Source organism: Geodermatophilus sp. SYSU D01119, from assembly GCF_054049975.1.
Genome location: NZ_JBJGYL010000001.1, coordinates 25893 through 51077 on the forward strand (window position 1 = coordinate 25893; position 25185 = coordinate 51077).

Consider the following 25185-nt stretch of genomic DNA (forward strand, 5'->3'; position numbering starts at 1 on the left):
TCACCGCGGCTCCCGCTCGCCGGCCGGGGACGACGTCCCCGGCCGGCGGGCGAGCCACCAGCCGTACCCGCCGGTTGCGACGACGACGGTGAGCACCGCCGCGTAGGCCCCCGTGGTGGGGCCGGCGTCCAGCACGTCGCGGAACCGGAGCAGGACCGCCCACTGGAAGACCCCGAACGCGGTGTAGGTGACCGCCGGGACGTACAGCCGGCCGACGTCGGTCTCCCGGATGACCAGGGCGGCGCCGGCGCCCAGGGCCACCAGCCACGCCCCCACCACCTGGGCGCTGAACGGGGTCAGGGCCCAGGGCCAGGCGTGCCCCGTCACGTGGGTGCCGTGGTGGGCGCCCAGCCCGCTCGCGAACAGGACGGCGCCGACGGTCCCGAGCACCACGCCCTGCGCGGCGAGCACCCGCTGCACCCACCCGGGCAGGACGCGGTGGGCTCCGTCCCGGTGGGCCGGCTGCCGCAAGAGCACGACCAGGCCGGCCACCGGGACGGCGAGGTAGACCGCCGTCCACACCCAGGCCGCTGCGCGCGCCAGCGGGTCCGCGGCGGTGAGGTGCAGCTTGTGCGCGTGCCAGTACGTCGCGGCCAGGGTGAGGACCGTGAACACGGTGACCGTCGCCACCGCCACCCGCACGTGCGCCCAGGAGCGCTGCCGCAGCGCGACGACCGAGAGGACGAACCCGGCGGCGTACGCGGCGCCGAGGAAGGCGACGGTCGGCCGGGCCTGGATCGTCCACGCCCAGGAGTGCTCGGTGTGCCCGCCGAGCCGCAGCAGCTGGTGCGCGGCCAGGGCGGTGAACAGCGCGAAGGCCGCCAGCAGGCGCCGGGGACCGGGACCGAGTCCCGCCTCGCCGGCGTCCTCGGCCGGCTGCGCGCGGACGTCCTCGGGCTCCTCCAGGGTGTCGGTGGTGTCGGCCTCGTACAGGTGTCCTGCCATGCGGCGACGGTGGACCCCGCGCGTTGCAGGCCGTCTGCAACGCGGATGGGGCCGCGTGCAACCGCGCCTGTCACACCCGGGGCCGCGGCGGTGTCTCCATGACGACAGCGCCGCATCCCGAGGAGGAGACATGGCGAGCACCACCCGCGTCCCGGCGACCCGGATCACCGGCCTGTACGGGGCCCTGCTGAAGGCGGTCAGCCGCCGGGTGTTCGGCCAGGTGCCCGAGGGCGCCGCGGTCATGTGGCACCACCCCGCGGTGCTGAAGGACTCCATGTCCTTCGGCCGCAAGGTCGACGGGTGGAACCGGCTCGACCCCGCCCTGGCGACCTACGCGGCGATGGCGTCCGCCGCGACCATCGGCTGCGGCTTCTGCCTGGACCTGCACCACTTCCTCAGCCGCGGCCGCGGGCTCGACGAGGCCACAGTGCGCGAGGTGCCGCGCTGGCGGGAGTCCGACGTCTTCACGCCGCTGGAGCGGCGGGTCATGGAGTACGCCGAGGCGATGAGCGCCACGCCGCCGGCGGTGACCGACGAGCTGTCGGCCGCGCTGTTCGACGAGCTGGGTCCGGCCGCGCTGGTGGAGCTGACCGCCAGGATCGGCTTCATGAACTCCAGCGCCCGGGGCAACGTGGCACTCGGCATCCGCTCGCAGGAGTTCGCGGCGTCGTGCGGCCTGGCGCCGCTGGCGGCGCGGTCGGCGGACGGCGTCGTCCCCGCATGACCGAGGACCCCTTCCCCGCCCACCGCAGCCTGCTGTTCACCGTCGCCTACGAGATGCTCGGCTCCGCGGCCGACGCCGACGACGTGGTGCAGGAGACCTGGCTGCGGTGGGCGGAGGTGGACCGGGCGGCGGTGCGCGACCCGCGGGCCTACCTGGTGCGGATCGTCACCCGCCAGGCGCTCAACCGGCTGCGCACCGTGGCCCGCCGGCGCGAGGAGTACGTCGGCGAGTGGCTGCCCGAGCCCCTGCTGACCAGCCCCGACGTGGCCGACGACGTCGAGCTGGCGGAGAGCGTGTCGATCGCGATGCTCACCGTGCTGGAGACGCTGTCGCCGACCGAGCGGGCGGTCCTCGTGCTGCACGAGGTGTTCGACGTGCCCTACGACGAGATCGGCGAGGCGGTCGGGAAGTCGGCCGCCGCGGTGCGGCAGGTGGCGCACCGGGCACGCGAGCACGTGGCCGCGCGCCGTCCCCGGACGACGGTCAGCCGGGCCGAGCAGCAGCGGGTGGTGGACCGCTTCCTGGCCGCGGTGACCTCCGGCGACCTCGACGGGCTGCTCGACGTGCTGGCGCCCGACGTCGTCGTGGTGGCCGACAGCGGCGGGCTGGCCCCCGCGGCGCTGCGCCCGGTGACCGGCCGGCTGCGGGTCGCCCGGGCGCTGGCGCGGTTCGCCGAGCTCGCCCCCGGCGTGGCGATCACGACCCCGCTGGTGAACGGCTCGGTGGCGGCACGGATCGACGGCGGTGGCCCGTTCGACACGGCGATCACCTTCGTCGTCGAGGACGGCCGGATCTCGCGCATGTACGCGACGCGCAACCCGCACAAGCTGAGCCGCCTCGACGAGCCCGTCGCCCTGCGCCGGTGACCGCTGACGGGGTCCGCGCGGACCTCGAGCGGCGGACACGCGTGGCTGATCTATCGATTGTCGATGAATAATGGGCGTTGGTCGATGTACCGTCGGCACATGAGAGCAGCCGTCGTCGTCGTCGCCGTCCTCCTCGCCGTGGCCGTCGGGATCGCCGGCGTGGTGCTCGGGGAGGCGGACGACTCCCCCGGACTGCAGGGCCTGGGCGTCCTGCTGGTCCTGGGGGCGGTCGTCCTCGGCGTGCGGTCGATCCGCCGGGCGAGGTGACCGCCGGCACCGCCTCGTCCCGCGGTCGGTGCGGGACGACCTGGCGGCGACGCGCGTCGTCGGACGGTGGAGCGGAACGCGCCCAGCACGGTCGGCACCGGCTCCCTGCGGTGGGAACCCGCGACTGAGCTGGCTCCTCCCTGTCGGTGGTCCACGGCAGAGGACCGGACCGATCGGGAGTCCCGCGGACCAGGTGTCGTCCGACGTCGACGCGCTCGCGCGTGTCCAGACGTCCTCCGGGTCGACGGGAGCGCCACGTCAGACCAGCGAGCCCACCCGGCTCAGCGCGAACCTCGGCTCCGCTCGCGCCCGCCCGAGGGCGAGGTCGGCGGCCATCCCGCCGATCAGGGCGGCGAACTTGGCGCCGTGCCCGGAGCACGGGGAGGCGACCACGACGGGGCCGACCCGGTCGAGCACGAAGTCCTCGTCCGGGGTCACGGTGTAGAGGCAGCTGCCCTGGGCGACCGGTTCGGGGTCCAGGCCGGGCAGCCACTCCCGCACGAAGGCGCTCACCCGCTCGCGCGACGCCGGGTCGACGACGCCGTCGCGGGTGGACGCCGTCGTCGGCCGGCCGCCGTCGTGCTGCGCGACCTTCATCGCCGGACGCGGCCCTCCGTCGGCACCGGAGGGCAGGCCGAACAGCTGCAGGTCGCCCTTGTGCACGAAGGTCGGCCAGACGGCGGCGGCATCGCGCTGCCGGAAGTGGAAGACCTGCTGCTGCGTCACGGTGAGCGGCGGGAGCGGGAGGCCGAGCGGCAGCTCGGGCAGCCAGGGACCGGCCGCGACGACGACGCTGCCCGCGCTCAGGTGCACGCCGTCGGTGACCAGCCGCGCGCCGTCCCCGTCGGCCTCGACGGCGAGCACCCGGGTCCGCTCGAGCACGGTGCCGCCGAGCTCGCGGACGCGGCGCACCCAGGCCGAGACCGCGGCGTCGGCGTCGAGCACCGCGCCCTCGGGGTGGAAGAGCACGGGACCGTCGAACCGCATCCCCGGCCAGCGGGCCTCCGCCTCCCCCGCCGTCAGCAGCTCGTGCGGCACGCCCTCGGCGGCCATCAACCGGGCCAGCCCCACGGGGTCGCGGCGGGCGCCGGTGTCGAGGCCGCCGGTGGTGCGCAGCAGCGCCGCCCCGGTGTCGTCCTCGGCCTCGGCCCAGGCGTCGTACGCGCGGCCGGTCAGCCGCACCCAGAACGGGTCGGCGTAGGCCCGGCGCACGATGCGGGAGGTGCCGTGCGAGCTGCCGTGGACGTGCCCGGCGTCGAACGCCTCGACCAGCGCCACGGACACTCCGCGCCGGGCCAGCTGCCACGCCGTCGCGGAACCCGTGAGCCCCGCGCCGACGACGGCGACGTCGACCCTCACAGCCCGCTCTGCCCGGGGATCCACGACGTGCCGGCCAGCGGCACGCGGGCCATCGCGGCGGCCTCGATGGTGAGCGCCACCAGGTCCTCGGGCTCCAGCGAGTGCAGGTGGGCCTTGCCGCAGGCGCGGGCGATGACCTGGGCCTCCATCGTCATCACGCGGATCAGGTTGGCCACCCGCCGGCCACCGGCGACCGGGTCGAGGCGCGCGGCGAGCTCGTCGTCCTGGGTGGTGATCCCCGCCGGGTCCCGGCCGGCCTGCCAGTCGTCGTAGAAGCCGGCCGCCGAGCCCAGCGCCCGGTACTCCTCGTCGAGGTGCGGGGCGTTGTCGCCCAGGGCGACCAGCGCCGCGGTCCCGATCGCGACGGCGTCGGCACCGAGCGCCATGCACTTGGCGAGGTCGGCGCCGTTGCGGATCCCGCCCGACACGACCAGCTGCACCTGCCGGTGCAGCCCTTCCTCCTGCAGCGCCTGGACCGCCTGCGGGAGGGCGGCCAGCGTCGGGATGCCGACGTGCTCGATGAACACGTCCTGCGTCGCGGCGGTGCCGCCCTGCATGCCGTCGAGCACGATGACGTCGGCGCCGGCCTTGGCTGCGAGCTTCACGTCGTAGTAGGTCCGGCTGGCGCCGATCTTGACGTAGATCGGCTTCTCCCAGTCGGTGATCTCCCGGAGCTCGCCGATCTTGATCTCCAGGTCGTCGGGGCCGGTCCAGTCCGGATGACGGCAGGCGCTGCGCTGGTCGACGCCCATCGGCAGGGTGCGCATGCCGGCCACGCGCTCGGTGATCTTCTGGCCGAGCAGCATCCCGCCGCCGCCGGGCTTGGCGCCCTGGCCGAGGACGACCTCGATGGCGTCGGCGGCCCGCAGGTGGTCGGGGTTCATGCCGTAGCGGGAGGGGAGGTACTGGTACACGAGGTGCTTGGACTGGCCGCGCTCCTCCGGCGTCATGCCGCCGTCGCCGGTGGTCGTGGAGGTGCCCACCTCGCTGGCGCCGCGCCCCAGCGCCTCCTTCGCCCGTCCGGACAGCGCGCCGAAGCTCATGCCGGCGATGGTCACGGGGGTGGACAGGTGCAGCGGGTACGTGGCGTGGCGGTCGCCGAGGACGACGTCGGTGTCGCAGCGCTCCCGGTACCCCTCCAGCGGGTAGCGGGACATGCTCGCGCCGAGGAAGAGCAGGTCGTCGAAGTGCGGCACGCGGCGCTTGGCGCCGCCGCCGCGGATGTCGTAGATGCCGGTCTCGGCCGCACGCTGGATCTCGGCGATGGTGGCGCGGTCGAAGGTCGCGGACTCGCGGAGCATGACGGTCTCCTCAGTACGCCGAGGCGTTGTCGACGTGGAAGTTGTAGAGACGGCGGGCCGAGCCGTAGCGCCGGAAGTCCCGGGGGTCGGCGTCGATGCCGGCGGCGTACAGCAGGCCGGTGAGCTCGGCCAGGTGCTCGGGCCGCACCTCCTTCTCCACGCAGTCCGCGCCGAGGCTCTTCACCGATCCGGCGACGTAGATCCGTGCCTCGTAGAGCGAGTCGCCGAGCGCGTCGCCGGCGTCGCCGCACACGACCAGCCGGCCGGCCTGTCCCATGAAGGCGCTCATGTGCCCGACGTCGCCGCCGACGACGATGTCCACGCCCTTCATCGAGATCCCGCAGCGGGCCGACGCCGAGCCCTCGACGACCAGCAGCCCGCCGTGCGCGGTCGCCCCGGCCGACTGGGAGGCGTTGCCGCGGACCCGCACGGTGCCGCTCATCATGTTCTCGGCGACCCCGACCCCGGCGTTGCCCTCGACGGTCACCGTCGCGAGCTGGTTCATCCCGGCGCAGTAGTAGCCGACGTGGCCCTCGATGCGGACGTCGACCGCCGCGTCCAGCCCGACCGCGATGTTGTGCCGGCCGGCGGGTGAGGTGACCCGCCACGCGGACGCCTTGTCCAGGACGTCCGGGGCGTGCAGGGCCGCGTTGAGCTCGCGCACGCCGGTCAGGGACAGGTCGACGACGGCCGGCTCCACCGTGACGTCGGTCGTGCTCAGCGCTGCCATGCGTAGACCTCCTCCGGCTCGGGCTCGAAGATGCGGGCGGCCTCGACGCCGGGCAGGCCGGCCAGGGCGCGGTACTCCGACGCCATGGCGACCCACTGCGGGGTCTCGGCGACGACGGCGGGCTTGCAGGCGATGGCGTCGCGGACCACGGCGAAGCTGTCGCGGGTGCTGACGAGCAGCGTGTAGAAGCCGTCGAAGCGCTCGCACAGCAGCCTGAGCGACTTCTCCAGGTCGTAGCCGGCGGCCAGCTGGGCCGCGACGAAGCGGGCGCCGACCTCGGAGTCGTTGTCGCTGTCGAAGACCGCACCCGCGGCCCGCAGCTCGCGGCGGACGGTGGCGTGGTTGGCGAAGGAGCCGTTGTGCACCAGGCACTGGTCGGTCCCGACGGAGAAGGGGTGGCAGTGCGCGGGGGTCACCGCGGACTCCGTGGCCATCCGGGTGTGGGCCACGCCCTGCCAGCCCTGGGCGGCCGCCAGGCCGAACTCGGCGGCCAGGGACTGCGGGTGGCCCACGCCCTTGAGGACGGCGACCTCCTCGCCGGCCCCGATGACCACGGCGCCCGGCACGGTCTCGCGGACGGCGGCGGTGAGGGCGTCGGGGCCGGTGGCCGCGTGGACGACCAGGGTCTGGCCGGCGTCGACGACCCCCGCCTCCGGCAGCAGGGTGCGGACGGCGGTGGCGACGTCGCCGGCGGTCCGGTCACCGGTGAGCAGCGAGACCGACGCCTCGCCGGGCGGGGACCAGCGCGGGTCGCCGTAGACGGCGACGCCGGCGGAGTCCGGGCCGCGCTCGGTGACCTGGCAGAGCATGCCGGTCAGCAGCTCGCCGAGCCGGGGGTACAGGGAGGGCTCCCGCAGGTGGAGCCCGGCGATCCCGCACATCGCAGGACGGTTCCTCTCGTCGGTCGGTCGGGTCAGAACGCGGTCACGTAGCGGTCGACCTCCCAGGGGGTCACCTGCCCGTGCCACTCGAAGAACTCCTCGCGCTTGAGGCCGGCGAAGTACTCGCAGACCCCGGGCCCGGCCGCGTCGAGGGCCGCGGCGACCACCGGGTCGGCCTGCAGCGCCTCGACCGCGTGGAGCAGCGTCGGCGGCAGCTGGCTGCTGGTGGTGGCACCGGGGTCGCCGGGGTCCAGGCCGCGCCGCACCCCGTCGAGACCGGCGGCCAGCGCGGCCGCCGCGGCCAGGTAGGGGTTGGCCGAGCCGTCGCCGCCGCGCAGCTCCACACGGTTGCCGTCGGGGACGCGGAGCAGGTGGGTGCGGTCGTTGCCGCCGTAGGACGCCGTGCGCGGGGACCAGGTCGCACCGGACCGGGTGGAGCTCGCGCCGGTGCGCTTGTAGGCGTTGACCGTCGGGGCGAGCACCGCCTGCAGGCCGCAGGCGTGCTCGATGAGGCCGGCCACGAAGGAGTAGGCCAGCGGGGAGAGGCCGAGGCCGCGGGGGTCGGCGGGGTCCGGGAACGCCGGCTCGCCGTCCCGCCACAGCGACAGGTGCATGTGCAGCCCGCTGCCGGTCCGGTCGGTGAAGGGCTTGCCCATGAAGGTGGCGGTCATGCCGCGCTGCTCGGCGAGGACCGAGAGCAGGTAGCGCAGGGTGACCACCCGGTCGGCGGTGGTGAGCGCGTCGGCGTAGGCGAAGTTCTGCTCGAACTGGCCGTTGCCGTCCTCGTGGTCGTTGGCGTAGTTGCCCCAGCCCAGCGAGTTGATCGCCTTGGACACCTCGGTGAGGTGGTCGTACATGCGGGTCAGCCCGCGGGCGTCGTAGCAGGGCCGCGCGGCGGTGTCCTTCGGGTCGGCCGGCCGCAGCGCGCCGTCCGGGCCGCGCTCGACGAGGAAGTACTCGACCTCGGCGCCGACCTTGAGCTCCAGGCCGAGCTCCGCCGCGCGGGCCAGCTGGGCCTTGAGGACCACCCGGGGCGCGTAGGGCCAGGGCCGGCCCTCGACGTGCGGGTCGCAGTGCACGATCGCCAGGCCCGGCCGGATGAAGGGCACCGGCATGTAGGACGACGGGTCGGGGACGGCCATGAGGTCGGGGTCCCTCGGCTCCTGCCCCATCGCGCCCACCGCGTAGCCGGCGAAGCCCACACCCTCGGTCTCGAGCTCCTCCACCGCCTCGACCGGGACCAGCTTCGCGCAGGGCTTGCCGGTCAGGTCGACGAACAGCGCCATGACGAACTCGATCCCGTCGGCACGGGCGCGGCGGGCCAGCTCCCCTCCGGAGGGCAGCTCGACGGGCGCCGGCGGGGCCTCGGGGCGAGTGACGGTGAGCGACACGGGTCCTCCCGGTGATGCGAGCTGTCCACTGCTGTGAACCTCTGTCGCCTCGCAGTGAACAGGTCGCGTGTTTCCTCGACGTGACCGTCCGGGGAGATCCCTGTTTCCCCACCCGTGCCGGAGTCAGCGCCGGTGCCGACCGCGCGACGGCCCGCCGTCCCCAGGAGGACGACGGGCCGCCGGGTGCGCCGGTGCCGGTCAGCCGGCGGCCAGCCAGGCGGCCGCCGCGTGCCGGTAGCGCTCGATGCCCTTGTAGGCGGCCATGTCGTCGGGCAGCTCGGCGAGCACGGCGGCCGTCCTCCGCCGCCACCCGGGGACCTCCGCGAGCTCGCGGAGGGACAGCAGGTGGGTGCGGATGAGGAAGCAGACGGCGTTCGAGACACCCAGCCGCAGCAGGTGCTGCACCTCCACCCGGAGGTGCAGCCGGTCGGGCAGCGCGGGGTCGTCGACCACGAGCCGCCGGTCCCGGCCCCACTCCGGATAGGTCTCCGTGGAGGTGTCCAGCCGCCGGTCCACGGTCATCGTCCAGTTGGTCCGGCGGTAGGCGTCGCCCGGCTGCAGGCGCATGAGGAACTGCTCGGCCCGGGCGACCACGCCGGTCTCGTGGACCCGGGGCACCGGCCCGTGGACCTCCAGGAAGCGCATGCCGACGTCGAAGCCCAGGGACCAGTCGGCGGCGAAGGTGACCAGCCCGGCGTCGGCCCACAGCGAGCCCTCGCGCTGGTCGAGCAGGACGACGTCCTCCTGGACCTGGCTGCCGAGGAAGGCCAGCGGGCCGCCGAGCAGGGAGTCGTCGTCGCCGAACACGAAGGACGTCGACGTCCCGAGCAGGTCGTTGCGCCAGTGCCACCGGTCGCCGCGCCGGTGCAGCGCCATGACGTCGGGACGGGTGGCGGCGAGCTCCGGGAGCAGCGTGCCCAGCGCGTCCCACGCGGCGACCCGCATGTGCGGCAACTGCGCACACCGGGAGGGATCGGCGGCCAGCACGTCCCGGCGGACGGCGAGCTCGAGCGCGTAGTCGTCGTCGACGTCGATCACGTGCTCGCCCCAGGTGCCCGCGGCGGTTCCCACGGGACGGCGGGCCGGCTCGACGTTGGTCGCGTACCGGTAGGCGTCGGCCGGGAAGGGGAACGGGAAGCGGGACACCCGCGGCGGCAGCGTCGTGGTCACAGGTCCAGCTCCAGGTCGTCGTCGAGGCTGCGCGAGACGCAGCACATGACCGCGTCGCCGGCGGCACGCTCGGCCCCCGACAGGTACAGGTCGCGGTGCAGCGGCCGGCCGGACGCGACCGGGACACGACACTCGCCGCACACGCCCTGGCGGCACATGCTGGGGACGGCGACGCCGGCACCCTCCAGTGCCGCGAGCAGGCTGGTGCCCGCGGGCACCGGCACCCGGAGGCCGGACCGGGTCAGGCGTGCGGTGAACGGCTCCCCCGGGTCGAGGTCGGCGGCGCTGAACCGCTCGGCGTGCACCCGGTCGGACGGCCATCCCAGCTCCTCGGCGGTCCGCTCGACGAACCCGATGAGCGGCGCCGGTCCGCACACGTAGACGTGCGTGCCGATCGGCCGGTCGGCGAGCACCCCCGCGAGGGCGTCGAGCATCCCCGGCGTGGACTCGTGCACGGTGAGGCGCTCTCCGCACAGGGCCGCCAGCTCCTCGCGGTGGGCGCCCGCCCCGGGCCGGTGGCCGTAGACCAGCTCGAAGGAGCGTCCCCAACGGACCGCGGCCCGGGCATGGGACAGCATCGGGGTGATCCCGATGCCCCCGGCGACGAGGACGTGGTGCCGCGCGGTGGCGACCGGGGCGAAGGCACTGCGCGGGCGGGAGACGGCCACCCGGTCGCCGACGGCGAGACCGTGCACGAAGGCGGAGCCACCCCGGCCCTCGGGGCACAGCAGCACCGAGATCCGGTACTCCTCACCCGGCAGCCCGTCCCCGGTGAGCGAGTAGGCGTTGCGCCGCTCCCCGCAGCTGAGCACCACGTGGCTGCCGGGCGCGTACCCGGGCAGCGGATCACCGTCCGGGTGCCGCAGGACGAGCGTCCGGATGCCGGGTGCGGCGTCGGCGACCGCGACGACCTCGAGCTGCGGCGGCGCGACCTCCCCCGGTGCCGCCGTCGCCGGCGCGGTCAGGAGGGCGGTCACGCGACCTCCTCCGCGTCGGCCATGAAGCCCAGGTAGGCGCCGGTGCGCCGGGAGACGTGCGCGTGGACGTGCAGCCGGCGGGCGCAGCCCCGGCAGGGGACCTCGGCACCGACCGGGACCTCCGCCTCGGTCGTGACGTGACAGTGCGGGCAGGCGACCCGCCTGCGGTCCGCGCCGGTCACCGCCGTCCGGAGCTCGGCGTCGAGGAGACCGAGGCCGGTGGCCACGGCCCGGGCGGCGAGGACGTCGACCTCGGGTCCGGCGAGCATGAGGCGCCAGCCGACCCGGGCGCCGCGCACCTGCTCGGCGAGCGCCGCCAGCGTGACGTCGTCGGCCCGCTCGGCGACGTGGCTCCAGACGAGCCGCCCGTGCGGCATGGCGGCGACCCAGTCCTCGGCGATCGACCCTCCGCGGTCCCCGAAGCCCAGCACGGAGACGGTCCGGCCGGCGGGGTCGACCCGGGGCACGCTCGCCGGCCAGCGCGGGACGCTCGTGTGTTCGGCTCCCACGGCCGGTCAGGGGGCGGAGGAACGGTGGCCGGTGTAGAAGCCCAGCCCGCGGTCCGGCGTCTCGAAGCGGATCCGCGAGCCGGCGGGGAAGAACAGGACGTCCTTCGGCCGCGCGACGACCTGCTGACCGGAGTCGAGGTCGGTGAGGTGGAACTCGCCCTCGACGACGACCTTCATCTCGTCGTAGGTGTACTCGTAGTCCAGCGGCGCGCCGGCGAACAACTCGAAGAAGCCGCTGCAGATCGCCGCTCCGCCGGGATTCGCGAAGACGTCGCCGATGGAGGCGCGGACCCCCTCGACCTCCATGCTGGGCAACCCGAGCGAGCCCCCGGTGACGTGGCCGATGGTGCCGGTGACGGGCATGGGTCCTCCTGGAGAGTCGTCCACTGGTGTGAAACGGAGGCTACGAGCGGTGGACCCTCCTTCGGGTTACCCGTCCGTTACGTTCTGGTCGCCAGGCGGTTGGGCGGAGCGCACGCGGCCTAGGCTCGCCGGGTGGAGGTCTCCCCGGGTCCCGGCGCGCAGGACGACGCGCCGAGCGGTCATCTCGAGGACGTCATCGCGCTGCGCGTGCGGGAGTTCCGGCTGGCGCAGGGCATCTCGCTGGCCGAGCTGGCCCGGTTGACCGGCATGAGCAAGGCCATGCTGTCCAAGATCGAGAACGCGCAGACCTCGTGCAGCCTGTCCAGTCTCGCCCGTCTCGCCGAGGCGCTCGCCGTGCCGGTCACCGCGCTGTTCCGGGGCATCGACGCCGAGCGGGAGGCCGTCTTCACCCCCGCCGGGCACGGATCGCAGATCGTCCGCCGCGGCAGCAACGTCGGTCACCTGTACCAGCTGCTGGGTTCGCTGCGGGGCGAGCACAAGCGACTGGAACCGCTCCTGGTCACCCTCACCGAGGCCAGCGAGGTGTTCCCCCTGTTCCAGCACCCGGGGACGGAGTTCCTGCACATGCTGGAGGGGGTCCTGGTCTACGGGCACGGCGAGGCGCGGTACGAGATGCGCCCCGGTGACTCCCTCGTCTTCGACGGCGAGGGGCCGCACGGCCCGGTCGAGCTCGTCGAGCTGCCGGTCCGCTTCCTCAGCGTCACCGCCTACGGCCACCTGGCCTGACCCCGCCCGGACGCAGTGGAGGCCGGCCCCGCGAGTGCGGGACCGGCCTCCGTCGTCCTGGGGCGGTCAGCCCGGCGTGCCGCTGCCGGCGTGCGGGGCCGGCGCGGAGCCCGCGACCAGCCGCTCGGCCGAGGCGATGACCGCCTCGGGCGTCGGGCCGCTGCCCGGGGAGTGCACCGAGCCCTCGAGGTCGTAGGCAGCCTCGGCGTGCTCGGTGAGGTCCAGCCCGGTGAGCTCGCCCTCCTTCGAGGCCCGCAGACCGACCGTGTACTTCACGGCCAGGGCGATCAGCAGGCTGACCACGAAGGAGTAGGCGACGACCGCCACGACCGCGACGGCCTGCGTGCCGAGGAGCCCGGGACCGCCGCCGTAGAACAGACCGGCCTGACCGCTGGGCGCCCCGGCCGAGCCGAACAGGCCGACCAGCAGGGTGCCGACGACGCCGCCGACGAGGTGGACGCCGACCACGTCCAGGGCGTCGTCGTAGCCGAAGCGGTACTTCAGCGAGATGGCCAGCGGGCAGATCGCACCGGCGATGGCCCCGACGGCCAGGGCGCCGAGCGGCGTGACGGCGCCGCAGGCCGGGGTGATGGCCACCAGCCCGGCGATGGCGCCGGACATGCCACCGAGCGTCGTGGCGTGGCCGTCCCGCAGCCGCTCCACCAGGAGCCAGGCGAGGATCGCCGCGCAGGTGGCGTTGAACGTCGTCAGCATGACGACCGAGGCGCTGTTGCCGGCGGCGAGGGCCGATCCGCCGTTGAAGCCGAACCACCCGAACCACAGGATCCCGGCGCCGAGGGCGACGAAGGGCAGGTTGTTCGGGCGGGCCTGCCGGGGCCAGCCGGTGCGCTTGCCGACCACGAGCACCAGGGCGAGGGCGGCCACGCCCGCGTTGATGTGGACGGCCGTACCGCCGGCGAAGTCCACGGCGCCGAGCGTGTTGGCGATCCAGCCGCCCTGGACGCTGCCGTCGGCGGAGTCGAAGGCGAACACCCAGTGCGCGACGGGGAAGTAGACCAGTGCCGCCCAGAGCCCGGTGAACAGCAGCCACGGGCCGAACCGGACGCGGTCGGACACCGCGCCGGCGATCAGCGCGGTCGTGATCACGGCGAACAGCGCCTGGAACACGGCGACCAGGGCCGGCGGCAGGGCGGCCGCCTCGTCTCCGGCCACGAGGTCACCGAGGCCGAGGTACTCGGTGACGTTCCCCAGCAGGCCCAGGCTCCCGTAGCTGTTCCCGAAGACCGCGGAGAAGCCGAAGAGGGTCCACAGGACGCCGACGACGGCGACGGCTCCGAACACCATCATGATCATGTTCAGGACCGAGCGGGACCCGACCATGCCGCCGTAGAAGAGCGCGAGCCCCGGGACCATGAGGGCGACCGCCATGGTGGCCGCGAGGATGAATGCAGTGCTGCCGACGTCCACGGCACACCTTTCGTCTACTGACAGTGGTCACTGTTCGGCAGCAGTAGACGGTCCGAGTGTTGCCCCCGCGCTCTCCGCAGGTGACTTCCGTGTGACATGCCCGGTCGCCGCGAGCGCTCCGGCGGCGACCGGGTGTGGACGTGGCCGCTCAGACGTTGAAGCGGAACTCCACGACGTCGCCGTCGGCCATGACGTAGTCCTTGCCCTCGATGCGCACCCAGCCGCGGGAGCGGGCCTCCGTCATGGAGCCCGCCTCCATGAGCTGGTCGTAGGAGACGACCTCGGCCTTGATGAAGCCGCGCTGGAAGTCGGTGTGGATGACGCCGGCGGCCTGGGGCGCGGTCGCGCCCACCGGGATGGTCCAGGCACGCGCCTCCTTCGGGCCCGCCGTCAGGTAGGTCTGCAGGCCCAGCGTGCGGAAGCCGACCTTGGCCAGCTGGTCGAGGCCCGGCTCGCTCTGCCCGATCGACTCCAGCAGCTCCGCGGCCTCCTCGGCCGGCAGCTCGGCGAGCTCCGACTCGGTCTTCGCGTCGAGCAGGATCGCCTCGGCCGGCGCCACCAGCTCCCGCAGCTCCGCGATCAGCGACTCGTTGGCCAGCTCGTCGGCGTCGACGTTGAAGACGTAGAGGAACGGCTTGGTCGTGAGCAGCGTCAGCTCGCGCAGCGGCGCGGGGTCCACCCCGGCGGCGAACAGCGTCTGGCCGGTGTTCAGCACCTCGACGGCGGCCTGCGCGGCCGACAGCAGCGCGGCGCGCTCCTTGTCCTTCCGCGACTCCTTCTCCAGGCGCGGGATCGCCTTCTCCAGGGTCTGCAGGTCGGCCAGGACGAGCTCGGTGTTGATCGTCTCGATGTCGTCCGACGGCGACACCTTGCCCTCGACGTGCACGACGTCGGGGTCGGTGAAGACGCGGATGACCTGGCAGATCGCGTCGCTCTCGCGGATGTTGGCGAGGAACTTGTTGCCCAGCCCCTGGCCCTCGCTGGCGCCGCGGACGATGCCGGCGATGTCGACGAACGACACGGTCGCGGGCACCACCTTCTGCGAGCTGAACAGCTCGGCCAGCCTGCCCAGCCGCTCGTCGGGCACGCCGACGACGCCCACGTTCGGCTCGATCGTGGCGAAGGGGTAGTTGGCCGCCAAGACGTCGTTCTTGGTCAGCGCGTTGAACAGCGTCGACTTGCCGACGTTGGGCAGCCCGACGATCCCGATGGTGAGACTCACGCGTACTTCCTCGCTTCGCTCGTCGTCCGCGTTCGTCGGACTGCTGTGCTCGTGCCCGAGCTCGCCAGCTCGCTCGGGAGGATCCAGCCTACGGGGCGGGGTCGCCGGAGGTGCCCGGGCCGCCAGGTGCCTCAGCGCGAGCGGTCGTGGCCGAAGAAGCCCCGCTTCTTGATCAGCGCGGCCACCTCGGCCGGCACCATCTTCTCCCAGCCGGTGTCCTCGGTCGGGATCCGCCGGAGCACGTCCCGGCTGAGGATCGGCAGGTGGTCCGGCTCGTGGTCGAGGCCGACGAAGCTGCCGCGCTGGTTGAGGTAGTCGAACAGCGGGCGCAGCTGCGGGGCGACCTCGACGGTGTCCACCGTGACCACCCGGCCCTCCTGCAGCATCGGGTAGACGTAGAGCCTCAGGTCGTTCTTCAGCAACCGACCGAAGCTCTTGAGGATCCCGCCGGGTAGCGCGGCGTGGGACTCCTCGTCGAACAGGTCGACGAGGCTCGGGACGCCCATGACCATCCCGATGCGGCCGTCGGTGCGCCAGGCCAGGTACGCGGCCAGCCGGTGGTAGGCGACGTAGTCGGAGATGAGCACCGTCAGCCCGCACGCGGCGAGCAGGTCGGCGCGGGCGAGGAAGTCCCGCCGGTCGACGACGTCCCCGCCGGCCCGCAGGTTGGCCATCGTCAGTTCGCCGAGCAGCAGGATCTCCCGGCCGGCGACGGCGGGGTCGGCCTCGAACCGCGCGCGGGCGGCCTCCAGCATGGCGATGTTGACCACCGTGGGCGGCCGGAAGCTGCCGCGCTCGACCAGGATCGCCTTCTTGCGCAGCACCTCGCTGGGCTGCAGGACGTGCCGGTCGGGGCCGAACATCGCCGCGCCGGAGAGCCCCAGCTGGACCAGCTTGAGGGCCATGACCCGGTTGTCGACGGCGCGGAACTCGATGCCCGACAGCTCGATGAGGTCGACCTCGATGCGGCCGGTGGTCAGCCGGTCGAGCAGGCTCTCCACCAGCGTCTCGGGCTGGTGGTGCTGGAAGAACGCCGCGTGCAGCAGGTTGACGCCGACGACGCCGAGGGCCTCCTGCTGCAGCGCGGCCTCGTCGTCGAGCATCCGCACGTGCAGCACCACCTGGCTGGGCTCGTCACGGGGGTGCGACTGGAACTTCACGCCCATCCACCCGTGGCACTCGTTGCCGCCGCGGTAGCTGCGGGCCACGACCGTGTCGGCGAAGGCGAAGAACGACGTGTCGTCCCCGCGCTGGTCACCGAGCCGGTCGACGTTGAGCTGGAACTCGTGGTCGAGCATCGCCTGCAGGCGGCCCTTGGACACGTAGCGGTCGCTCTTGCCGTAGACGGCGTCGCTCACCGACATGTCGTAGGCCGACATCGTCTTCGCGACGGTGCCCGCCGCCCCACCGGCCCGGAAGAACCAGCGGGCGACCTCCTGGCCCGCGCCGATCTCCGCGATGGTCCCGTACCAGCGCGGGTCCAGGTTGACCTGCAACGCCTTCTGCAGGGTGTCGACGCCGGCGTCCATGGGGATCCCCTCGCGGTGCGGCCCGGGTGCAGCGCGAGCGTAGCCAGACCCGGAGCCCGCCACCCGGTCACGCGGGCACGGCCGTGGCGGCGCGCGCGGCCCGGCGCAGCCCCGGCACGAGCGCCAGCGACACCACGACGGACGCCGCCGCCAGCCCGGCCATGACCGCGCCAGGGGTGGACAGGTCGGCGAGCGCACCGGCGAACGCGGCGAACACGCCCTGGCCGGTCATCCGCAGCGCCGACTCCACCCCGAGCACCTGCCCGCGCAACTGCCCGGGCGTGAGCGCCACCAGCCACTCCTGCTGCGCCAGCCCGGCCGCGTAGCCCACCGTCGCCACGCCCACGAGCACGGCGGCCAGGGGGATCCCCGGCCCGGACGCGAAGGCGAGGAACGGCGCGGCGAGCAGCAACCGCAGCGCGGTGTTGCTGCGCCGCCGGGCGTCGGGCGTGAGGAAGCGCCCCACCACCAGGTCGCCGGCCATCATCCCGGCGGCACCTGCCACCAGCAGCCAGCCGGCCCGTTCCCCCGCGTACGGCACGAACAGCGCCTCGCAGCCGACCACCAGCCCGTTCGGCACGCACAGCGCCACCAGCAGCGTGCGGGTGTCGCGGTGCGCCAGCAGCAGCCGGTTGCCGCGCACGGTCTCCGCGAGCCCCGCCCGCCCGGACCGCCGCGGTGCCCGCTCGGCCAGCCCGAACCGCAGCACCGGCAGGGCGGCCGCCGACACGAGCGCGGCCAGCACGAGAACCTGCGCCGTCGTCAGCGCGGTGAGCAGCAGCCCGCCGACGGCGAAGCCGACCACCTGGAACGCCCCGACGGCGACGTTCATCGTCGAGCGCGCCAGCGGGTAGGCCGCGGCCGGCACGACGTCGGCGAGCAGGCCCCACCGCGCGCCCGACCCGACCGACGTCACGTAGGCGACGCCGACGACGAGCAGCAGCCGCGCCGGCGTCGGCAGGCCGGGGAGTGCCTGGAGGGCCAGCGCCGCCGTGGACGCCGCCGCAACCAGCAGGAGCGTGCGCCGCGGCGGGCTCGCGTCGGCCGCGGACATGAGCGTCGTCGCGCCGAGCGCCTGCGCCGCCGACGGGCCGAACATCGCCACCGCGGTGAGCAGCGCCGAGCCGGTGGTCCGGTGCACGAGCGTGGCCAGGGCCAGCGACGACGTCGTCGAGGCGGCCGTCGTCAGCGCGCCCGCGGTCCACAGCGCGCGGAACTCCGGGGACGCGAACAGCGACCGGTAGGTGAGCACGTGCCGACCGTCCGGCAGGGGGCGCCGGGGACCCACCGTTTCGCCTACGGTCGAAAGGTGGGTGAGTTCATCGTCGACGCCGACGTCATGGCGCGCGCCCGCTTCGGCACCAGCCAGCTCACCGAGACCCTCGCCGCGCTGACGATGCTCCGCTCCCCCGCGGTCCCGCCGTGGCACCGGCCGTGGGCCGACACCCACGCGGCCGCGTTCCGCGAGCGGCTCGCCGCCGACCCGGTGGGCGCCGCCCTGCTGGCCGCCGCCTTCGGCGCCACCTGGACCGCCGACTTCCTCACCGTGCCGCCCTCGGCCCCCGACCTCACGATCGACGAGGAGCTCGGCTTCCTCGAGTCCCTGGACGACGCCGCCGTGCGCGCCGACCTCGAGGTGGCCACCGGCCCGCTGCCGCCCGAGCTCACCGCGACCGGGCTCGCCGCCACGGCCGCCGCGCTGCTGCGCTGGACGTGGGAGCACACCGTGCGCGACGAGTGGCCGCGGCGGCTGCGGGTGCTGCGCGCCGACGTCGTCTCCCGCACCGCCCGGCTGAGCAGCGGCGGCTGGTCGGCCGCGCTCGACGGCATCTCCCCCGGCGTCCGCTGGCTGGCCAACGGTCGGCTGCAGGTCAACGCGCACCCGTACCCGCCGCGTGACGTCCGCGGCCGCGACCTGCTGTTCATCGCCGCCACCGGCCCGGGCGGCTGGGTGAGCTGGCGGCTGCCCGACACCTACGCCGTCGTCTACCCCGTCACCGGCGTCCTCGCCGGCGGGCCCGCGCCGCTGCCGGACGCGCTGGTCCGGCTGCTGGGCCGCACCCGCGCCCGGCTGCTCGCCGCGCTCGACGCCCCGCAGAGCACCACCGCGCTCACCGCCCGGACCGGGCTGCCGCTGGGCAGCGTCGGCGGGCACCTGCGGGTGCTGCTCGACGCCGGGCTGCTCGAGCGGCGCCGGTCGGGTCGGGAGGTCCTCTACTGGCGCAGCGACGCCGGCCGGACACTCCTGGCCGCCGCCGAGGACGGCCATCAGCGCTAGCGAGGCCGCCCGGACCCGCCGCCGTCGAGCTCCTTGACCATCCGGGCCCGCGTCAGCTCCTCCCCGTCCACGGTCACCGACTCGACCGCCACCTGCCGGAACCCCACCCGCTCGAACACCGGGGCCGCCCGCCAGGACGCGTGCGTCCGCAGCGCCGCCAGCCCGGCTCCCCGGGCCCGCGCCTCGACGGCGCCGAGCAGCGCCCGGGCCACCCCACGGCCGCCGGCGGAGGGATCCACGAACAGCTGGTCCACCTCGCCGGGCACCAGCCCGTCCACGGCGGTCAGAGCCACCGACGCGAAGCCGGCCACCTCGCCGCCGGCCTCGGCCACCACGACGGCGGTCACCTCGACGTACCGGCGGTGCGCGGCGACCGTGCGCCGGGCCGCCCAGGCGGCGAGCTGGGCGGCCGTGTAGTGACCGGCCGCCGACTCCTCGATCGCCGCGCGGCTCACCTCGGCCAGCCGCGGCGCGTCGTCGGCGGTGGCCGGACGGACGACGACGCTCACCGCGCCCCCGGACCGGGGAGGAGGCCGCGCTCGACGGCGACCATCACCGCGCGGGTGCGGTCGTCGACGCCGAGCTTGGCGAACACCCGCAGCAGGTGCGTCTTCACCGTGGCCTCGCCGATGAACAGCTCGCGGCCGATCTCGGCGTTGGTGAGCCCGCGCGCCACCCCGGCCAGCACCTCGAGCTCCCGGGCGGTCGGCGCCTCGACGGCCGGCGCCCGCATCCGCGACACCAGCCGCGCCGCCACCGGCGGCGCCAGCACGGTCTCCCCGCGTGCGGCCGCGCGGACGGCGTCGGCCAGCTGCGGCAGCGGCGCGTCCTTGAGCAGGTAGCCGGTGGCCCCGGCGGCGACCGCGCGCACGATGTCGGCGTCGGTGTCGTAGGTGGTGAGCACCAGCACGCGCACGCCGGGGTGCGTGGCGGCCAGCCGCTCGATCGCGGTCACGCCGTCCATCCGCGGCATCCGCAGGTCCATGAGCACGACGTCGGGCGACAGCGCCGCCACCTGCGCCAGCGCCTCCAGCCCGTCGGCGGCCTCGCCGACGACGTCGAGGTCTGGCTGCGCGGCCAGCCAGCCGACCAGGCCGCCGCGCACCACCGGGTGGTCGTCGGCCACCAGCACCCGGATGCTCACGCGCCCGGCACCCGCACCGTCACGCGGGTGCCCGAGCCCGGCGCCGAGGCGACGTCGACCTCGCCCCCGACCTGCGCCACCCGCCCGCGCAGGCCCTCGAGGCCCGACACGCTCACCGCCGCCGGGTCGAAGCCCACGCCGTCGTCCTCCACGTGCACCGACACCTGCCCGCCCACCCGCGCCAGCCGCAGCACCACCGCCGAGGCCCCCGCGTGCCGGCGCACGTTGGTCAGCGCCTCCTGGGCTCCGCGCAGCAGGACCACCTCCTCGTCGGTGCGCAGCCCCGCCCCGCCGTCGGTAGCCGCGCTCTCGAGCGCCGCGGTGTCCACCCGCACCTCCAGCCCGGTCTCGCGGGCGAACCGCCCGGCCAGCCGGCGCAGCGCCTCCACCAGCGTCGAGCCGTCGAGGGCCACCGGCCGGAACGCGGCCACCACCGCGCGCGCCTCGGCCAGGTTGTCCCGCGCGACCTCCTCGATCACCGCCAGCTTCTCCCGGGCGGCGTCGGGGTCGGCGGGCACCAGCGCCGCCGCGGTCTGCGAGAGCACGACGATCGACGTGTAGCCCTGCGCGAGCGTGTCGTGCACCTCCTGCGCCAGCCGCTCCCGCTCGGCCAGCACCCCCCGCTCGCGCTCGGCCGCGGCCAGCTCCGAGCGGGTGGCCTCCAGCTGGGCGATGAGCGAGGCCCGCTCGGCGCTCTCGTGCAGCACCCGGCTGATCCACACGCCCAGCGCCAGGCTGAACCCGATGCCGATCCCGGTCTCGAGCAGCACGTCGGCGGGGTCGCGGCCGGCCGAGTCGAACACCGGGCCGGCGGCGCTGGCCAGCCCGAGCAGCAGCGTCCAGGTGACCCCGGTGAGCGTGCCCTGGACGGCGAACCACACCTGCGGGTAAGCGAGGAAGAGCAGGAACAGCAGGCCCGGCGCGAGCCAGCCGAGCAGCCCCAGGGCCAGGACCAGCACGAGCAGGTAGGCCACCGCCCGGCGGCGGGCGCCGCCGCTGATCGCCGGCACGCCGAGCAGGACGTAGGCGACGGCCAGCCCGCCGAGCACGGCGAGGGCCGCCGCGCGCCGGTCGTCGTCGACGGCGTCCCCGGCGGCCGCGCTGACCACCGCCAGCCCCCAGACGACGGCGGAGATGAGGTGCACGCCGGTGACCGTGGCCCGCCACCCGCGCTCGGGCAGCGGCTCGCCGCCGTCGTCCTCCGGGGGGACGACGGCGGCGGCCAGGCGGCGGGGCAGGCTCACGCCGACCGGCGCCAGCGGAAGGTCCGGGCGCACACCACGGTGCCGATGATCACCCATGCGGCCAGCACCAGGGCAGTCCTCCCGTGCTCCCAGCTGCCGGCCTGCTCGGCGACGGCGGCCGAGTCGGGCAGGAACACCGACCGCATGCCCTGCACCAGCCACTTGAGCGGGAAGGCCGCCGCGACGCGGTCCATCCAGTCCGGCAGGTCCGAGCCGATGAAGAAGACGCCCGAGATGAACTGCAGGACGACGGCGAAGGCGGGGATGCCGGTCCCGGCCGAGCGGGCGCTGCCGATGTACGTCGCCACCGCGAGGCCCAGGACGGTGCCGGCGAGGATGCCGAGCACGACCACCCAGGCGAAGGTGACCCAGCGCCCGGGGTCGGTGGGCAGGGAGACGTCGAAGGCGGTCGCGGCCACGGTGAGCAGCAGGGCCAGCTGGACGGCGGTGGTGACGACGACCTGCCCGGCCTTGCCGATCGCGTAGGACAGCGCGGGGGTGCCCAGGGTCTGCAGCCGCGCGAGGTCGCCGCGCTCGCGCTCCTCGGCGACGGCGGTGCCGACCGCCTGGAAGCTCGTGAGCATCACGCCGGTGGCGGCGATGCCGGCGAGGAAGTACTCGCGGAACCCGACGCCGGGCAGCACCACCTCGTCGCCGAAGACCGACCCGAAGATCGCCAGCATGATCACCGGGTAGGCGAAGGAGAACACCACCTGGCCGGGGTCGCGGGCGAACAGCCGCAGCTCCAGGCCGATGCGGGCCAGCCCGATGGCGGTGGCGGACGGCGGGGCGGGACGGGTGGCGGGGACGGTTCGGGTGGCGCTCATCGGGTCTCCCCCTCGGCGGCGGCGACGAGCTGGAGGTAGACGTCCTCCAGGTCGGGACGGGTGACGGTCAGGCCGGGCACGTCGCCGGTCGGCGAGGCCGCGACCAGGTCGCGCAGGACGGCGGCCGGCTCGGGTGTGGTGACCTCGCGGTACTCGCCGTGCTCCAGCCAGCGGACGGTGGCGACCCGGCGCAGCTCGGCGCCGAGGTCGGCCGGGGCGGCGACGTCGACCAGCCGGCCGGCGCTGATCACGCCGACCCGGTCGGCCAGGTGCGCGGCCTCGTCGAGGTAGTGGGTGGTGAGCAGGACGGTGGTGCCGCGGGCGCGCAGGCCCTCGACCAGCGTCCAGAACTGGCGGCGGGCGACCGGGTCCATGCCGGTGGTCGGCTCGTCGAGGAACAGCAGCTCCGGCCGGCCCTGCACGCCGAGCGCGACCTCCAGCCGCCGCCGCTGCCCGCCGGAGAGCTTGTCCACCCGGGTGCGGGCGGCGTCGGTCAGGCCGACGTCGGCCAGCAGCTCGCGGGTCGGCACGGGTGCCGCGTGGTAGCGGGCGAAGTGGTCGAGGGTCTCCCGCACGGTGAGCGCGTTGCCGCTGCCGGTGGTCTGGCCGACGACGCCCAGGCGCCCCCGCCAGGCCCGCCCGCCGCGGGCCGGGTCCTCGCCGAGCACGGTGACGTCGCCGCCGTCGCGCCGGCGCACGCCCTCCAGGACCTCGACGGTGGTCGTCTTGCCGGCGCCGTTGGGCCCGAGCAGGGCGAACACCTCGCCGCGCCGGACGTCGAGGTCGACGCCGTCGACCACCGTCCGGTCGCCGTACCGCTTGACCAGCCCGCGCACGCGGACCGCCGCTTCGTCGTCGAACGCCGCGGCCGCGGGGGCCGGGGCGGGGCTCGTGGCTGTCATGGCACGAGCCTGTCGCCGCGCGCCGCCCCCGGGGACGCCCGCGCGGTGGGTCCTGCGTCCACCGTCCGGTGGACGGCCCGGGTCCGCCGGACGGGGACCGGGGCCCGGACGGGACTAGGGCCCGAGGACGGGCCGGCCGGCGAGCGCGGAGACCACCTCGACGGCGTCGTCCCACCAGCGCGCGTAGTGGTACGGGTCGGCGTTGCGCTGGGTGCGGTGCGCGGCGATCGTCGGCTCCAGCGACCGCCAGCCGGGCACCTCCTGCAGCGCGCGGAAGAAGTTGGTGGCGCTGGTGGTGGGGTCCATCCGGTCGGCGTAGCTGCCCCAGGCGCCGTTGTCCCGCTGCTGGAACAGCCCGCGCGAGTCCGGCCCGGCGGCGTCCCCCCGGTCGAGCAGCCGCAGCGACGACTCCCCCATCGCCGTCATGACGCCGATCACCTGGGCGCACGTGTCCAGCCCCAGGTCGGCGCCCGCGTTGACGATCGCCGCGGCGTTGGCCAGCTGCTCCGGCTCCCAGCCGGCCACCGGCCCGTCCGGCAGCGCGGCCGGGTCCACCCGCACCGCCGGCCCCGCCGACGCGCACTCGGCCGACGGCGGGCCCTCGCCCCGCTCCTGCCGGGTCACCAGCAGCGTCCCGAGCAGCACGAGGACGGCCAGCGCCACCGCGGCGACGGCGACCAGGCGGCCGCGGTCGGGCGCGGGGGTCGGCTGCACACCCCGGTCAACGGACGACGGCGCGCCGTCGTCCCCGCGGGCTCACTGGACCGGCGCGTCCGGCGGCGGCAGCGAGTACCGCAGCTGCTCGTCGACGGAGGTGACCCCCTCGACGGCGAGCAGGCCGGGCCGCGCGTCCGGGGGCGCGGAGCCGGTGATCAGGCCGAGCGAGCCGAGCACCCGCTCCACCTGCATCCCGCTGTCGCGCAGCGCCGAGGCGACGGCGTCCAGGTCGGCGAGGTGGCCGTCGTCGACGGTCACGCTGTACCGCGCCAGCGGGGAGCCCACGCCGCGGAGGGTAGTCCTCCTCAGGCCGAGCCGGCCCCCTCCTGGGGCGCGAGCACCAGCCCGCTGCCGACGTCGACCGACGGCTCCTCCAGCCGGCTCGCCGCCTGCGTCAGCGTGGCCCACAGCTCGTAGCCGCGCCGGCCGGTGGCCTCGGCCCACAGCGCCGCCAGCCCCGCCACGTGCGGCGTGGCCATGCTCGTGCCGCTGATCGTGTTGTAGCGCTGCGGCATCGGCCAGGCCGAGTAGACGTCCACCCCCGGTCCGGCGACGTCGACCTCGCCGCCGGGCGCGGGCAGGCTGCGCGCGGAGAACCAGGCGGTGCGCAGCGCGGCGTCCACGGCACCGACGGCCAGCACCTCCACGCTGTTGGCCGGCGCCCCGACGAAGCCGTACTCGCCGTTCCCCCGGTCGGCGTTGTTGCCGGCCGCGGCGACGATCAGCGAGCCCTGCTGCAGCGCCCGCCGGCCGGCGGCCGAGTAGGGCGGATGTGCCTCGGCGACGTCGGCGCCCAGCGACATCGAGATCACCGCGCAGCCGTTGGCCACCGCCCAGTCGATGCCGGCCAGGATGCCGCCGTCGTCGCCGCTGCCCTCGTCGCCGAGCACCTTGCCGACGTAGATCTCCGCGCCCGAGGCGACGCCGTAGCGCGGCCCCTGCGGCGGGGACTGCGGCCCACAGGCCGTGCCCACGCAGTGCGTGCCGTGACCGTGGCCGTCCTGCGCGCTGCCGACCCCGGTCACGAAGGACTCCGCCGTGACGCTGCGGCCCGTGAAGTCGGGGTGGGCGAGGTCGAGCCCGGTGTCGAGCACGGCCACCCGCACCCCCGCCCCCGTGTACGGCGACGTCGTCGCGTGGACCGCCTGCACGCCCCACGTGGCGGCCTCGGTGTCGGCGAACGCCGGCGGCGCGGGCACCTCCTCGCCGCCCGCGCCGGCGAGCCGGCCGGCCAGGTCGGTGACGCCGTCGCGGTAGCCGCGCACGTACTCCTCGCCGGGCAGCACGTGGTGCACCAGCTCCGGCGACACCGACAGCACCGGCGGCCCGGCCGCCCGCAGCGCGCCCACCTGGTCGGGCGGGGCGGCGACGACGGCGATGCCCAGCCGCGCGAACACCGTGGCCCCGGCCTCGCGCAGCGCCTGCGCGGGCACCCGGCCGGAGGTGAAGTCGCGGGAGTCGGCGACGTCGGTGATCCCGGCCGCCGACCAGTCGACGCGCGGGTCGCCGGGATCGGCGAAGACCACGACCTGCCGGCCGGTGGTGGGCGCGCCGAGGCGCCTCGCCGGACGGTCCGGCGGGCGGTTCGGCGGACGGATGCCCGGGCGCGGTCCGATCACGGTTCCCCCTGTCGACGCGGGGCCGGCACGCCGCCGTCCCCCGGA

The 25185-nt window shown here is 75.2% G+C and carries 27 protein-coding genes; 5 read left to right on the top strand and 22 right to left on the bottom strand.

Annotated features, from left to right (window positions below; genetic code table 11):
- On the bottom strand, window positions 1-945 hold the full coding sequence (locus tag ACI79X_RS00140) for a hypothetical protein (RefSeq protein WP_457023387.1): 945 nt from the start codon (window positions 943-945) through the stop codon (window positions 1-3).
- A 130-nt stretch (window positions 946-1075) separates the two neighbouring features.
- On the opposite strand from ACI79X_RS00140, the gene ACI79X_RS00145 reads away from it, so the two are divergent.
- From ACI79X_RS00145 to ACI79X_RS00155, 3 genes are all read left to right on the top strand, one after another.
- The gene (locus tag ACI79X_RS00145; RefSeq protein WP_457023388.1) at window positions 1076-1669 is read left to right on the top strand and encodes a carboxymuconolactone decarboxylase family protein; all 594 of its coding nucleotides are present in this window, start codon (window positions 1076-1078) and stop codon (window positions 1667-1669) included.
- Window positions 1666-2535 carry an RNA polymerase sigma-70 factor gene (locus tag ACI79X_RS00150; protein ID WP_457023389.1) on the top strand — a complete coding sequence of 290 codons (870 nt, stop codon included), beginning with the start codon at window positions 1666-1668 and terminating at the stop codon, window positions 2533-2535. The genes ACI79X_RS00145 and ACI79X_RS00150 overlap by 4 nt, the downstream gene beginning before the upstream one ends.
- Window positions 2536-2634: 99 nt before the next feature.
- Window positions 2635-2802 carry a hypothetical protein gene (locus tag ACI79X_RS00155; protein WP_457023390.1) on the top strand — a complete coding sequence of 56 codons (168 nt, stop codon included), beginning with the start codon at window positions 2635-2637 and terminating at the stop codon, window positions 2800-2802.
- A 258-nt stretch (window positions 2803-3060) separates the two neighbouring features.
- Here ACI79X_RS00155 and ACI79X_RS00160 read toward each other — a convergent pair whose 3' ends face one another.
- The 9 genes from ACI79X_RS00160 to ACI79X_RS00200 all read right to left on the bottom strand — a co-directional run bounded on the left by ACI79X_RS00160 (window position 3061) and on the right by ACI79X_RS00200 (window position 11483).
- The gene (locus tag ACI79X_RS00160; RefSeq protein ID WP_457023391.1) at window positions 3061-4161 is read right to left on the bottom strand and encodes an FAD-dependent oxidoreductase; all 1101 of its coding nucleotides are present in this window, start codon (window positions 4159-4161) and stop codon (window positions 3061-3063) included.
- Window positions 4158-5462 (bottom strand): FMN-binding glutamate synthase family protein, encoded by a 1305-nt coding sequence (locus ACI79X_RS00165; RefSeq protein WP_457023392.1) that lies wholly within the window; start codon window positions 5460-5462, stop codon window positions 4158-4160. The genes ACI79X_RS00160 and ACI79X_RS00165 overlap by 4 nt, the downstream gene beginning before the upstream one ends.
- A gap of 10 nt (window positions 5463-5472) precedes the next feature.
- Window positions 5473-6192 carry a GltB/FmdC/FwdC-like GXGXG domain-containing protein gene (locus ACI79X_RS00170; protein WP_457023393.1) on the bottom strand — a complete coding sequence of 240 codons (720 nt, stop codon included), beginning with the start codon at window positions 6190-6192 and terminating at the stop codon, window positions 5473-5475.
- Window positions 6180-7073, bottom strand: coding sequence for a hypothetical protein (locus ACI79X_RS00175; protein ID WP_457023394.1), 894 nt, complete (start codon window positions 7071-7073; stop codon window positions 6180-6182). The genes ACI79X_RS00170 and ACI79X_RS00175 overlap by 13 nt, the downstream gene beginning before the upstream one ends.
- A 32-nt stretch (window positions 7074-7105) precedes the next feature.
- Window positions 7106-8464 (bottom strand): type III glutamate--ammonia ligase, encoded by a 1359-nt coding sequence (gene glnT, locus ACI79X_RS00180; RefSeq protein WP_457023395.1) that lies wholly within the window; start codon window positions 8462-8464, stop codon window positions 7106-7108.
- A gap of 198 nt (window positions 8465-8662) precedes the next feature.
- Entirely contained in the window at window positions 8663-9634 is a 972-nt protein-coding gene (locus ACI79X_RS00185) for a heme-dependent oxidative N-demethylase family protein (RefSeq protein ID WP_457023396.1), read from the bottom strand.
- Window positions 9631-10611 (bottom strand): PDR/VanB family oxidoreductase, encoded by a 981-nt coding sequence (locus tag ACI79X_RS00190; protein ID WP_457023397.1) that lies wholly within the window; start codon window positions 10609-10611, stop codon window positions 9631-9633. Before ACI79X_RS00190 ends, ACI79X_RS00185 begins: the two co-directional genes overlap by 4 nt.
- A complete protein-coding gene (locus ACI79X_RS00195; RefSeq protein WP_457023398.1) occupies window positions 10608-11120 on the bottom strand; it encodes a dimethylamine monooxygenase subunit DmmA family protein in 513 nt (170 codons plus the stop codon). Before ACI79X_RS00195 ends, ACI79X_RS00190 begins: the two co-directional genes overlap by 4 nt.
- A gap of 6 nt (window positions 11121-11126) precedes the next feature.
- Window positions 11127-11483, bottom strand: a complete 357-nt coding sequence (locus tag ACI79X_RS00200; RefSeq protein ID WP_457023399.1) for a cupin domain-containing protein — start codon at window positions 11481-11483, stop codon at window positions 11127-11129.
- Between the two features lie 132 nt (window positions 11484-11615).
- On the opposite strand from ACI79X_RS00200, the gene ACI79X_RS00205 reads away from it, so the two are divergent.
- On the top strand, window positions 11616-12230 hold the full coding sequence (locus tag ACI79X_RS00205) for a helix-turn-helix domain-containing protein (protein WP_457023400.1): 615 nt from the start codon (window positions 11616-11618) through the stop codon (window positions 12228-12230).
- A 66-nt stretch (window positions 12231-12296) separates the two neighbouring features.
- Here the strand turns inward: ACI79X_RS00205 and ACI79X_RS00210 are convergent, their stop codons facing one another.
- The 4 genes from ACI79X_RS00210 to ACI79X_RS00225 form a co-directional block, all read right to left on the bottom strand.
- Window positions 12297-13658 (bottom strand): ammonium transporter, encoded by a 1362-nt coding sequence (locus ACI79X_RS00210; protein WP_457023401.1) that lies wholly within the window; start codon window positions 13656-13658, stop codon window positions 12297-12299.
- A 148-nt stretch (window positions 13659-13806) separates the two neighbouring features.
- Window positions 13807-14880 carry a redox-regulated ATPase YchF gene (gene ychF / locus ACI79X_RS00215; protein ID WP_457023402.1) on the bottom strand — a complete coding sequence of 358 codons (1074 nt, stop codon included), beginning with the start codon at window positions 14878-14880 and terminating at the stop codon, window positions 13807-13809.
- Between the two features lie 131 nt (window positions 14881-15011).
- Window positions 15012-16409, bottom strand: coding sequence for a TonB-dependent receptor (locus tag ACI79X_RS00220; RefSeq protein WP_457023403.1), 1398 nt, complete (start codon window positions 16407-16409; stop codon window positions 15012-15014).
- A 67-nt stretch (window positions 16410-16476) separates the two neighbouring features.
- Entirely contained in the window at window positions 16477-17661 is a 1185-nt protein-coding gene (locus tag ACI79X_RS00225; RefSeq protein ID WP_457023404.1) for a hypothetical protein, read from the bottom strand.
- A gap of 57 nt (window positions 17662-17718) precedes the next feature.
- Between ACI79X_RS00225 and ACI79X_RS00230 the strand changes: the two genes are divergently transcribed.
- Complete coding sequence (locus ACI79X_RS00230) at window positions 17719-18687, top strand: helix-turn-helix domain-containing protein (protein ID WP_457023405.1); 969 nt, start codon at window positions 17719-17721, stop codon at window positions 18685-18687.
- On the opposite strand, the gene ACI79X_RS00235 is transcribed toward ACI79X_RS00230, so the two are convergent.
- From ACI79X_RS00235 to ACI79X_RS00270, 8 genes are all read right to left on the bottom strand, one after another.
- A complete protein-coding gene (locus tag ACI79X_RS00235) occupies window positions 18684-19196 on the bottom strand; it encodes a GNAT family N-acetyltransferase (protein WP_457023406.1) in 513 nt (170 codons plus the stop codon). The two genes, ACI79X_RS00230 and ACI79X_RS00235, sit on opposite strands and share 4 nt — an antisense overlap.
- The gene (locus tag ACI79X_RS00240) at window positions 19193-19831 is read right to left on the bottom strand and encodes a response regulator (RefSeq protein WP_457023407.1); all 639 of its coding nucleotides are present in this window, start codon (window positions 19829-19831) and stop codon (window positions 19193-19195) included. Before ACI79X_RS00240 ends, ACI79X_RS00235 begins: the two co-directional genes overlap by 4 nt.
- Complete coding sequence (locus ACI79X_RS00245) at window positions 19828-21075, bottom strand: sensor histidine kinase (protein WP_457023408.1); 1248 nt, start codon at window positions 21073-21075, stop codon at window positions 19828-19830. Before ACI79X_RS00245 ends, ACI79X_RS00240 begins: the two co-directional genes overlap by 4 nt.
- Window positions 21072-21902, bottom strand: coding sequence for an ABC transporter permease (locus tag ACI79X_RS00250; RefSeq protein WP_457023409.1), 831 nt, complete (start codon window positions 21900-21902; stop codon window positions 21072-21074). The genes ACI79X_RS00245 and ACI79X_RS00250 overlap by 4 nt, the downstream gene beginning before the upstream one ends.
- The gene (locus tag ACI79X_RS00255) at window positions 21899-22804 is read right to left on the bottom strand and encodes an ABC transporter ATP-binding protein (RefSeq protein WP_457023410.1); all 906 of its coding nucleotides are present in this window, start codon (window positions 22802-22804) and stop codon (window positions 21899-21901) included. The genes ACI79X_RS00250 and ACI79X_RS00255 overlap by 4 nt, the downstream gene beginning before the upstream one ends.
- A 114-nt stretch (window positions 22805-22918) precedes the next feature.
- The gene (locus ACI79X_RS00260; protein WP_457023411.1) at window positions 22919-23518 is read right to left on the bottom strand and encodes a hypothetical protein; all 600 of its coding nucleotides are present in this window, start codon (window positions 23516-23518) and stop codon (window positions 22919-22921) included.
- Window positions 23519-23560: 42 nt separating this feature from the next.
- The gene (locus tag ACI79X_RS00265) at window positions 23561-23806 is read right to left on the bottom strand and encodes a hypothetical protein (protein WP_457023412.1); all 246 of its coding nucleotides are present in this window, start codon (window positions 23804-23806) and stop codon (window positions 23561-23563) included.
- Window positions 23807-23826: 20 nt separating this feature from the next.
- Window positions 23827-25140 (bottom strand): S8 family serine peptidase, encoded by a 1314-nt coding sequence (locus ACI79X_RS00270; protein ID WP_457023413.1) that lies wholly within the window; start codon window positions 25138-25140, stop codon window positions 23827-23829.
- Window positions 25141-25185 lie beyond the last annotated feature (45 nt).